The organism is Microcystis sp. LSC13-02, assembly GCA_002282935.1.
In the GTDB taxonomy this organism is placed as follows: domain Bacteria; phylum Cyanobacteriota; class Cyanobacteriia; order Cyanobacteriales; family Microcystaceae; genus Microcystis.
Genome location: MTBT01000005.1, coordinates 1 through 10462 on the forward strand (window position 1 = coordinate 1; position 10462 = coordinate 10462).

Here is a 10462-nt window from a genome sequence, read left to right on the forward strand (position 1 = left end):
AAGTTAGTCCCACCCGCGCCTATCGTAACCTGATCGATCGTCTCGGCGCTTGTGTCACTCTCCGGCAAAAAATTCGCACTTGGGTTTCCTTAAGTCGCGATCGTCAGCAAGCGGTGGCCGATGTCTTGCAAGAAATTATTCAAGAGATGTTAAATAGCGATCGCTATCTGCAATCCCAGTTAGCATGGATCGCTCGTTGTACCAACGATCAAGCTACTCGCGATCGGCTGCTGTTAGCCACCCTAGAGGAATACGCCCTGCGTCCGATCCGCAATCAACCCCTGTTAGCCTATCGTTTTGTTAATTATCTCCGTTGTCAAGCGAAAAGCGGTATCACTAATGTGCCGCGGGAAGAAATGATCCGGATTCTCTCCGATGAAATTCGTGACGATGAGGGGGAAAATAGCTTAAGTTTAGTGGATCAAAATGCGATCGCTACCTACGAAGATGAACGCACTGGCCAAGAAGCGCAAATTCTCCGGGTAAAAGTTCAAGAGAGTTTTGCTAAGTATCTAGAGGAAAATGTTAGTCCGGAGGCGGTGACTTGGTTTAACCTCTATCTAGGCGGCCAAAGCCAAGATGCGATCGCCAAAGAGATGAATATTCCCATTCAACGGATTTATCGTCTCCGGGAAAAAGTTGGCTATCATGCGATTAAGGTTTTTGCCCTCAAGGAAGGGGCAGAATTAATCAGTGAATGGTTAGAAATCAGCCCGAAAGAGCATAATTTTGGCTTAACTCTCAGTCAATGGCAAATTTACTATGCAGCCCTTTCTCCCACGGGTAAAAGCGTTATCGATGGCTTAAAAGCGGGTAAAACCCTTGAGGAAATCGCCAGCGAATTAAACTGTAAACGCACGCAAGTGGTCAAAGAATGGACGCAACTTTATCTAAGCGCCCAAAGTCTCAGGACAAAAACCTAATCAGTAATCAGTAATCAGTGATCAGTAATCAGTGATCAGTAATCAGATGCGAGTTTTAAGTGAGTGGTATTCAGTGAGAAGTATTATAGTCATTTCAGATAAGTCTGATACAGTCTAGACCGATCAAACCCTTATCAACTCTGGCATTCATATTCTCAATCTTAATTGAAATGACTATAAATGGCAGTTTCCTACTGTCTTTTCACTGATTTTTGATTTTTGACTTCAAAAAATATGTGGATTATTAGCAAAAAAGTCGGGGTATTTACCCATTATTTAACCCCTACGGGTACATTTACCCCCAGCATCGACAAAGCCAGTAAATTTTCTGCTCGGGAAATGGCGGATATTATGGCTAAAAAATACGGGGGAATAGTCGAGGCAATGAAATAATTATGACCATTGGCATTTGGATTTTAGGTGATCAATTATGGACAGGACAAGCTGCCTTAGCTAATCGTCAAACCTATGCACGGGAAACACCGGTTATTTTAATTGAATCCCACAATCATATTCGACAAAGACCCTATCATCAGCAAAAATTAGTTTTAATCTGGTCGGCGATGCGTCATTTTGCCGAAGAATTAAAAACTTTAGGATGGTCTGTAACCTACGAAGTTGCTGAAGATTTTGAACCGATTTTATCTGCTTGGATTGAACGATTAGGCATTAAAGAATTACAGATTATGATGCCTAATAATTTACCTTTTCTTAGATTAATCAAAAATCTGAATTTAGACTGTGTTATAACCCTAATTGATAATAATCACTTTCTCTGGACTAGGACAGATTTCAATAATTGGGCTAAATCTCGTAAAAGACTATTACTAGAGGATTTCTATCGAGAAAGTCGTAAAAAATGGCAGATTTTAATCGAGGATAATCAACCGATAGGAGGACAATGGAACTTTGATAAACAAAACCGCAAACCGCCCAAGGATGGATTAAAAACTGCTGCTCCTCTTTGGTTTGAACCCGATGAAATTACCCTTCAGGTTATCGCTGATGTGGAAGCTTTAGATATTCCTAAATATGGAAAAATCAAACCTTTTCGCTGGGCAGTAAACCGCAGACAAGCTTTACAGGTTTTGGAGCATTTTATCACTAATTGTCTGCCTAACTTTGGCCCCTACCAAGATGCGATGATAACGGGAAAAGAAACCCTCTGGCATTCCCTATTATCTCCCTATCTTAATCTAGGATTATTAACGCCATTGGAAGTGATTCAAGCGGCAGAAATTGCCTATAAAAAAGATAATTTAGCCCTAAATAGCATCGAAGGATTTATCCGTCAGGTGTTGGGATGGCGGGAATATATGCAGGGAATTTATCATTATCTGGGAGAAGATTACGCTAATCATAATTGGTTTGAGCATCAACAACCCTTACCGGCTTTCTTTTGGGATAGTAATCAAACCGAGATGAATTGCCTCAAACAAGTATTATCACAGGTGGAAAATACCGGTTATGCCCATCATATTCAAAGATTAATGATTTTGAGCAATTTTGCCTTAATTTTTGGTTGCTCTCCCCCAGCAGTTGAGAACTGGTTTCATAGTGTTTTTATCGATGCCTACGATTGGGTAATGCAGACTAATGTGTTGGGAATGGGACAATTTGCCGATGGGGGAATTCTCGCCTCTAAACCCTACGCCGCCTCGGCCAACTATATTGATAAAATGAGTGATTATTGTCGGGGTTGTGTGTATAAAAAAAATGAACGAGTCGGGGATTTAGCCTGTCCTTTTAACTTTCTTTACTGGGATTTTTTGGCACGACATCGAGAAAAATTAAAGTGCCAAGGTCGAGTTAATATGATTTTAGGTCATCTCGATCGAATGTCGGCAGATGAACTTAATCAAATGCGCTGCCAGTCCAACCAATTAAGAGCTATCAGTTGTCAGGAGTCAGGAGTCAGGAGTCAGGAGGTGATAGGGAGATAGGGTTTTGGGGTGATAGGGTTTTGGGGTGATAGGGTTTTGAGGTGATAGGGTGATGAGACAACTTCCCCACTTCCCCACTTCCCCACTTCATAATTCATAATTCATAATTCCCATCTTCCCACTTCCCCACAACCAAAACCCACTACGATAATTGCTATATGAGTAAATCTAAGGAAAAAAACCGGATTGCCTATCAGGAATTTGGAGATCAAAGTAATTCCCAAGCTTTTGAGCGTTCCATTCCTGAATTACCCCCGAATCAGCAGAATTTGCGAGTACAAACCTCCCGCTCTGGTCGGGCGGGAAAAACCGTTACCATAGTTACAGGTTTTCAATGTCAAACCGAAACTCTGACTAAATTATTAAAACAGTTAAAAACTGCTTGCGGAACGGGTGGTACAGTTAAAGAAAATGCCATTGAGATCCAAGGAGATCATCGCCAAAAAATTCTACAAATTCTCATTGAGTCGGGTTACAAAGCCAAAATTAGCGGAGGATAGCTAAAAATCATGATTCCCTCTTGGTTGCTTATCGGTGTCGTGGGATTTTTGGTCGCGTTAGGTGGGGGATTACTTAATTCTCGGGATGTACGTTGGTTTGCGCGATTGCGTCGTCCCGATTGGTTAACCTTTGAAAGATTAATCCCTCTTATCTGGACAATTATCTATATTTGTGGGGCAATTTCTGCTTATTTAGTCTGGGAAGCGCAACCGGCTAATCGCTGGTTTTTGATGGCTTTTTATCTGTTGGTGGAATTGACTATTACTGCCTATACTCCCGTCACCTGTAAACTACGCAGTCTCAAAGCGGGAACGATTATCGGAGGTACGGGTTTTTTCTTGGGTTGTCTTCTGGCGCTATTGGTTTTCCCTGTTTCTTCTTGGGCGGGCATCCTACTCCTACCCTACCTGATTTGGAGTCCGATCGGTACCTATGTGACTTGGGAAATGATCCATCTCAATCCTAGGGATGTATAGAAAGGTAAAGTGGGATGGGTTAAAAATTAACCCATCCCACAGATCTTATTGCCATCTACCAACTTGAAAATCTAGACTGTTTTTTCCGCTCTAACTCGCTCTACCTTTACCTTGCGAGGACTGGAGCAATCAAGGAAGTTAGGAACCTCCTGACGACAGCGAGGACAATACCAATAGGCACGACCAACCCCAAGGTGACGAAGGGTAATTCCCGAACACATAGGGCAGCTGTGCATGGATTGTTAGACTAATTTTAAACGTTTTTAAAATTGTCTTACCTCCTGAAATAATCCTAAACAAAATCGCCGCTCTTTAACTCTGACTTTAGGTATATTTCCCAGAAAATACCTAGGGATGAGGACGGAAAAGATGGGAATGTTGCGGGTGATAAAGTTGCGATCGAGTTCCTGTAATCTGGTTTAAAGCGGGACTAATTAGATAAAGGGTAGTTCTAGTTAAATTTTCTCGATGGGTTAATTGGGCCATCTCTGACAGGGGGACAACCCAGATTTTTTCGTCGGGCCAACTGAGACGGAAACAAACGGCCACCTGTTGCTCTGGCTGGTAGTATTCTAGGAGTTTTTCCTGGGCTTTGTCAACATGACGGGCGGCTAAATATAGGCATAAACTGGCTTTATGGGCGGCTAAAGAGGCTAATTCTTCACTTTCTGGCATAGGAGATGCTTTCCCTTCCACCCGGGTTAGAATAATTGTCTGGACTAATTCCGGAATCGTTAATTCTAGGGCCAATTTGGCCGCTAATCCTTGAAAGGCACTAATTCCGGGGATTAGCTGAAAGGGGATATCCGCTGCTGTCAAAAGATGAATTTGTTCTTGGATGGCACTATAGAGACTTAAATCCCCCGATTGCAGTCGCACCACCGCTAAACCCCGACGCACGCGATCGATCATTAAAGGGATAATTTCCTCTAGGGTGATGCTACTGGTGGGAATTAACTCGACATCTTTACGAGTGTCCTCAAGAATCTGTTTGGGGACGAGGGAATTAGCAAAGAGGATAACATCGGCTTTTTGGAGAATTTTATAGGCTTTTACTGTCAATAATTCTGGATCTCCTGGGCCAGCACCAATAAAATAGACGGCCGGGAGGAGAGGAGAGGAGTCAATTAAAGTCATACTAAATCCTGTTTAAAAGGGGTGTGGGGTGTGGGGTGTGGGGTGTGGGGTGTGGGGAAGGAAACCTCTTTCATCTGTGGGGGTGAAAATTTTTTCATCGGGACTGACTCGGAGAATACTGTCTCCTGAATACTGAATCCGATTATTAACCTGAACATTTGTATTTAATTACGGTGAAACTGACTATACAATATTAATGATAAAGCACGGTCAGCATTGACAATGATTAGCGATCAGTCCCTCCCCCCCCAAAATATTGAAGCGGAAGAATCTATCTTAGGTGGTATTTTACTAGATCCAAAAGCGTTAGGTAGAATCAGTGATTTTTTAATTCCAGAAGCTTTCTATGTGAAAACCCATCAAGATATTTATCGTGCGGCGCTTGCTTTACAAGGGAAGGGAAAACCGACGGATTTAATGACGGTTAGCAGCTGGTTACAGGATAATTATCTGCTGGAAGAAATCGGGGGAATGCCGCGATTGTTACAATTAATTGAGCGCACTGTCTCGGCTGCCAACATCGATCGCTATGCTGAATTAGTGATGGATAAATATATGCGTCGTCAGTTAATTTCCACCGGGGGAGAAATTATTGAGTTAGCCAGGGATACGACGCTAGAATTAGAAAATGTTTTCGATGAATCGGAACAAAAGATTTTTCGTCTCACCCAAAAACGACCCCAAGAGGGTTTAATTTTTCTGGGGGATACTTTAATTGAGACTTTTAACGAAATTGAGAAAATGCAGGAGACGACCACTCTACCCGGTATCGAAACTCAATTTTATGATCTCGATGCGATGACCAGTGGTTTACAACCCTCGGATTTAGTTATTATCGCGGGTAGGCCTTCCATGGGAAAAACTTCTTTTGCTCTTAATATTGCCTATAATATCGCTCAACAGAATTTACCTGTGGCTGTCTTTAGTTTGGAGATGTCCAAGGAACAATTAGCCCAACGTTTGTTATCGAATGAGGCTAAAATCGAAAGTAATCGGATTCGATCGGGCCGTTTGGGACAAAATGATTTAGAGAAGGTTCTTGGGGGACTAGAAAAGTTATTAAATTTGCCCATATATATCGATGATAGTGCCAATTTAAGTGTAATTCAAATGCGTTCCCAAGTGCGGCGTTTACAGGCAGAAAAAAAGGGGCAAATGGGATTAGTTTTAATCGATTATCTGCAATTAATGGAAGGGGGAGGTGATAATCGTGTTCAGGAACTTTCCAAAATTACCCGCAGTCTTAAGGGTTTAGCGAGAGAAATTCATGCTCCGGTAATTGCTCTTTCTCAGTTAAGTCGCGCTGTGGAATCTCGCAATAATAAAAGACCGATGATGTCCGATTTACGCGAGTCGGGATGTTTAGCGGGTGATAGTTTAGTTGAGTTAGCCGATCCTCGTGCTAAAGTGCCAATTTGTCAGTTAGTTAATTGCTCTAATTTTACGGTTTTTGCTCTTAATGAGGAAACAATGAAATTAGAAAAAGCACTGGTAACTAAGGTCTTTTCTACAGGATTTAAGCCAGTTTTTCGATTAACAACTCGTTTAGGTCGCACGATTAGAGCTACAGGCAATCATAAATTTTTGACTGTCCAAGGTTGGCAAAGATTAGATGAATTAAATATCGGTAATTATATCGCTTTACCTCGCTCTCTGAGTAATTCAGATCTAAGGTTTAATTGGGATGAAGTTATGGCAATTCAAGCGGATGGAGAGACAGAAGTGTATGATTTAACAGTAGATAAATTACATAACTTTATTGCCAATAATATCATCGTCCATAATAGTATCGAACAGGATGCGGATTTAATTATGATGTTATACCGAGATGAATATTATAACCCCGATAGTCCCGATCGAGGTGTGGCCGAAGTAATTATTACTAAACACCGTAACGGTCCCACCGGCACAATTAAGCTACTTTTTCAACCAGAATTTACCAAGTTTCTTAATCTTAAACAAAGTCGCTCTAATTATTAAAATGAAAGCAACTATTAATTATAAAACTCCCAATTGGCTCTTAATACTTTTGGCAATTATCCTAACTCTCGGTGTGGTTTTTCGTTTTGCGAATATCGATAAAAAAATCTATTGGCACGATGAATCCTACACCACCATTAGAACCACTGGTTATCAAGCAAAGGAAATCGCTGATACTATCTTTCAAAATCGTCTTTTATCTACCACAGAATTAGGAAAATTTCAGCAACTGAAACCCGAAAGTAATGTTGTTGATACAATTAAATCTCTCGCTAAAGAAGACCCTCAACACCCACCTTTATACTTTATTATTTCTCGCTATTGGGAAAAAATATTCGGTTTTTCTCCCGTTTCTTCCCGCAGTTTAGCGATTGTTTTTAGTCTTCTCTCCCTGCCATTTATTTACTATCTATCCCTAGAATTATTTGCGGCAAAGTTAACGGCAATTTTAGCAGTAATTTTCTTGGCACTCTCTCCAGTTGATATAATATTTGCTCAAATGTCTCGTCAGTATAGTCTTTTGGTTCTGTTAACTATAATCAGTCAATTACTGCTGTTAAAATGCCTCAAAAAAAGAACTATTGTTAATTGGTCTTTATATACCCTATCTAATACTCTCGGACTCTACACCCATCTCTTTTTTATTCTCAACTTATTTGCTCAAGCAGCCTTTATACTTTGGTATCTTGTTATGAAACCAGAGCGAAAAAATAACTTGATATTTTTCCTGTTATCTGGGTTAACAATGATGATTTTATATATACCCTGGTTACAGGTTTTCTTAACTAACTCTCAAAGGGCCTTTAACTCCACCAGTTGGGCTGCCGTTAACTATCTCGATTGGGGATTAATCAGTAAATTATGGATTCTAGGTTTTACCTGTCTATTTAGTGATACCGACTTCGGTTTTAATAACATCTTCACCTATATATATAGACTGTTTTTTTTAAGCTTAACTATCTATGCTTTTTATCGAGTTTATCGCTATAATAACCCGATAGCTTTTACTTTTCTGATTACCTCAACCCTAGGGACTTTCCTAGCTTTAGTCATTCCAGATATAATTTTTACTACCACTAGATCAACTGTCACCCGTTATCTAATTGCATCCTTTCCCACTATCTATATAACTGTGGCTTTTTTCTTGTCACAATTGCTTAATCAAGGTAAATTTTTAGGTAAAACTATCTTGATTTTTTTGTTAACTGCTAGTATAATATCGAACTTTAATAATGCTCTTTCCGAAACCAGTTGGGCAAAAGTTCCTAGTTATTGGAATGGCGAAGTTGCCAGAAAAATCAATGCTGTACCCAATGCCATTATTATCAGCGACGAAGGTAATGACTGGACTAACTTAGGTGATTTGCTTTCCCTTAATTATCGTCTTAATTCTGATGTACAATACTTCCTGACTACCACTAACCCCGATACCGATAAGTTAAAAGAAGTCCTAGAAATTCCCCAGGTCAACTTATTTCTTTTTCGTCCTTCCAATCGTTTATTACTTGCCTTAGATCAATTCGATATTCGTCTTGATTATTTCTATCCTCAAGGTCAATTGTTGCGAGTGAAGAAATAGGCAAATATATATTTTGGGTCAATCTAGCCTGAAAGAGTTGAGCAAAGCTGGTATTATAACCAGTTAAAACCGTTAATCTTCACCTTAAAGAAATGACTTTTCTAATTCCGATCAGCGTTTGGCGGCAAATTCTTAAAAAGTTCCCTATACTACTATTCTTAGCATCTTTTCTCATAGTCCTACTCTTAGGCTATTTTTCTGCCGCTTTCTCTCAAAGTCGAGATCCTGATATCCGCGGTGTTTGGATTACCACCAACGATACAGCGATGCTGATGGACAGGGATAAACGACAACAAGCGATCGAGCAATTAGTTAATCTTAATTTTAATGCTATCTATCCCGTGGTTTGGAATTCCGGTTATGCTCTCTATCCTAGCGCGATCGCTCAACGGGAAGGAATACAGCCTTTTGTGCCTACGGGAGCGCAGGGACAAGATATCTTAGCAGAATTGGTGGAACAAACCCGTGGAAGGGGATTATTAGTCATTCCTTGGTTTGAATTTGGATTTATGGCTCCTCCCACCTCAGAATTAGCCTTAAAACATCAGGACTGGTTAACCCAAAAACGGGACGGAGGGACCACTTGGGTAGGGGCAGCCGGGGAGGTGGTCTGGTTGAATCCTTTCCGTCCCGAGGTGCAGAATTTTCTGCGGGAGTTAGTCTTGGAAGTGGTGGGACAATACGATATTAACGGCATCCAATTCGACGATCATCTGAGTTTACCCAACGAATTCGGCTATGATCCCTATACTATCGCCCTTTATCAACAGGAAACCGAAAAAACTCCCCCGGCTAACCCCCGGGATCCCGAATGGACAAAATGGCGGGCCGATAAAATCACCGCTTTTCTGGCTAATCTCAAAGAATCAATTGAGGCAATTAAACCGAATATACTGCTTTCGATCGCCCCTAATCCCTACGAATTCGCCTATAATGGTCATTTACAGGATTGGCTCGGTTGGGTGCGGCAAGGATTAGTCGATGAGTTAATCGTACAGGTTTATCGTCCCGATCTGCCCAGTTTTCTCAAACAATTAGAGCGTCCCGAAATTCAGGAAACCCAGCAAACTATCCCCACCGGTGTGGGAGTTTTAACCGGTTTACGCAATCGACCGATTGCCCTACCCTTTATTGAAGAAAAGGTGTTGGCTGCTCGTCAACGGGGTTTAGGGGTGATTTTCTTCTTTTATGAAAGTCTCTGGCAGCAAGCTTTGGAACCTCCAGAAACCAGAAAAGCGGCAATTCAAGCGATGTTTTCGCAACCAATCACTCCCCGTCTTCCCGTGGTGGAAAATATTCCCTTAGTTAGTACGCCTGAACTAATTGACCAGCCAGGACTAACCCCCACACCTCCCCCTTTAGCGCCGGACGGTATCGAAATTCCTGTAATTCCCCCTCCGGGTAGTTAATAGCAATTTTTGCCCACAGAGTCAATGCCACTGGCCGCTTGAACCCCCCCCTGAACGGGTAACAGTCCTAGCTGGAGTGATATACCTGGACTTCCCCGTTGACAAAAAGCCATAACCTGTGCTGTAGGAGGGATTAAGAGAATTTACGATACCCCGTTACTGGGTACAAATCAGGGAAACCCCTAATAAATCTAACGCATGATTGTTGCAGTTGGGTCGGTCGAGTTATCTTAGAAAAACGATAACTTTCCTCTCTAATCGTACATTCTACTGTATTCAAGCAAATCGTCCCCAAGTCTTCTGTACAAAGTCCGAAAACTATGCACAGGGAGGTTCTCTTGATTCCGTTTTTTTCTCTCTTTAGACTGAGCGGATTCACTGCGACTCGCTTTAATCACATTAAGCAATTAATCTTTCGTCTGGTTGACATCCTCGCCGCCGTAAAACGGACGGCGATTCCTCACCACGCCACTTTTTTAGAATGGTCGCGTCAATGGGGTTGACGCTTCACGGG

10 protein-coding genes and 1 pseudogene are annotated in these 10462 nt (G+C 41.5%); 9 read left to right on the top strand and 2 right to left on the bottom strand.

What is annotated here, in order from left to right; all coding sequences use genetic code 11:
* The 5 genes from BGL89_RS00140 to BGL89_RS00160 all read left to right on the top strand — a co-directional run.
* A partial coding sequence (locus BGL89_RS00140; RefSeq protein ID WP_286823603.1) for a HetZ-related protein 2 occupies nt 1-923 on the top strand: 923 nt, incomplete at its 5' end.
* 234 nt (nt 924-1157) lie between these two features.
* On the top strand, nt 1158-1316 hold the full coding sequence (locus BGL89_RS00145) for a hypothetical protein (protein ID WP_002776561.1): 159 nt from the start codon (nt 1158-1160) through the stop codon (nt 1314-1316).
* 2 nt (nt 1317-1318) lie between these two features.
* Nucleotides 1319-2866, top strand: a complete 1548-nt coding sequence (locus BGL89_RS00150) for a cryptochrome/photolyase family protein (RefSeq protein WP_286823609.1) — start codon at nt 1319-1321, stop codon at nt 2864-2866.
* 158 nt (nt 2867-3024) lie between these two features.
* Nucleotides 3025-3366: a translation initiation factor gene (locus tag BGL89_RS00155; RefSeq protein ID WP_002802447.1), complete on the top strand. Its 342-nt coding sequence runs from the start codon at nt 3025-3027 to the stop codon at nt 3364-3366.
* Between the two features lie 9 nt (nt 3367-3375).
* Nucleotides 3376-3843 carry a TspO/MBR family protein gene (locus BGL89_RS00160; RefSeq protein WP_286823612.1) on the top strand — a complete coding sequence of 156 codons (468 nt, stop codon included), beginning with the start codon at nt 3376-3378 and terminating at the stop codon, nt 3841-3843.
* A gap of 348 nt (nt 3844-4191) precedes the next feature.
* Here the strand turns inward: BGL89_RS00160 and cobM are convergent, their stop codons facing one another.
* The gene (cobM, locus tag BGL89_RS00165) at nt 4192-4980 is read right to left on the bottom strand and encodes a precorrin-4 C(11)-methyltransferase (RefSeq protein ID WP_286823613.1); all 789 of its coding nucleotides are present in this window, start codon (nt 4978-4980) and stop codon (nt 4192-4194) included.
* Nucleotides 4981-5202: 222 nt separating this feature from the next.
* Here cobM and dnaB point away from each other — a divergent pair, with 222 nt between their 5' ends.
* From dnaB to BGL89_RS00180, 3 genes are all read left to right on the top strand, one after another.
* Nucleotides 5203-6960, top strand: coding sequence for a replicative DNA helicase (gene dnaB, locus BGL89_RS00170; RefSeq protein WP_286823614.1), 1758 nt, complete (start codon nt 5203-5205; stop codon nt 6958-6960).
* A gap of 1 nt (nt 6961) precedes the next feature.
* A complete protein-coding gene (locus BGL89_RS00175; RefSeq protein ID WP_286823615.1) occupies nt 6962-8539 on the top strand; it encodes a glycosyltransferase family 39 protein in 1578 nt (525 codons plus the stop codon).
* A 92-nt stretch (nt 8540-8631) separates the two neighbouring features.
* Nucleotides 8632-9948, top strand: coding sequence for a family 10 glycosylhydrolase (locus tag BGL89_RS00180; RefSeq protein WP_286823617.1), 1317 nt, complete (start codon nt 8632-8634; stop codon nt 9946-9948).
* 156 nt (nt 9949-10104) lie between these two features.
* On the opposite strand, the pseudogene BGL89_RS21140 reads toward BGL89_RS00180, so the two are convergent.
* Nucleotides 10105-10349: pseudogene (locus tag BGL89_RS21140) on the bottom strand (IS1634 family transposase); the annotation flags it as partial.
* On the opposite strand from BGL89_RS21140, the gene BGL89_RS21420 reads away from it, so the two are divergent.
* The gene (locus tag BGL89_RS21420) at nt 10287-10451 is read left to right on the top strand and encodes a hypothetical protein (protein WP_286823618.1); all 165 of its coding nucleotides are present in this window, start codon (nt 10287-10289) and stop codon (nt 10449-10451) included. The pseudogene BGL89_RS21140 and the gene BGL89_RS21420 overlap by 63 nt on opposite strands.
* The last annotated feature ends 11 nt before the right edge of the window (nt 10452-10462 follow it).

What these genes read in the sequence shown, in the direction of transcription:
- BGL89_RS00145 (WP_002776561.1), top strand. Translation starts at nt 1,158, where the DNA reads ATGTGGATTATTAGCAAAAAAGTCGGGGTATTTACCCATTATTTAACC.
- BGL89_RS00150 (WP_286823609.1), top strand. Translation starts at nt 1,319, where the DNA reads ATGACCATTGGCATTTGGATTTTAGGTGATCAATTATGGACAGGACAA.
- BGL89_RS00155 (WP_002802447.1), top strand. Translation starts at nt 3,025, where the DNA reads ATGAGTAAATCTAAGGAAAAAAACCGGATTGCCTATCAGGAATTTGGA.
- BGL89_RS00160 (WP_286823612.1), top strand. Translation starts at nt 3,376, where the DNA reads ATGATTCCCTCTTGGTTGCTTATCGGTGTCGTGGGATTTTTGGTCGCG.
- cobM (WP_286823613.1), bottom strand. Translation starts at nt 4,980, where the DNA reads ATGACTTTAATTGACTCCTCTCCTCTCCTCCCGGCCGTCTATTTTATT.
- dnaB (WP_286823614.1), top strand. Translation starts at nt 5,203, where the DNA reads ATGATTAGCGATCAGTCCCTCCCCCCCCAAAATATTGAAGCGGAAGAA.
- BGL89_RS00175 (WP_286823615.1), top strand. Translation starts at nt 6,962, where the DNA reads ATGAAAGCAACTATTAATTATAAAACTCCCAATTGGCTCTTAATACTT.
- BGL89_RS00180 (WP_286823617.1), top strand. Translation starts at nt 8,632, where the DNA reads ATGACTTTTCTAATTCCGATCAGCGTTTGGCGGCAAATTCTTAAAAAG.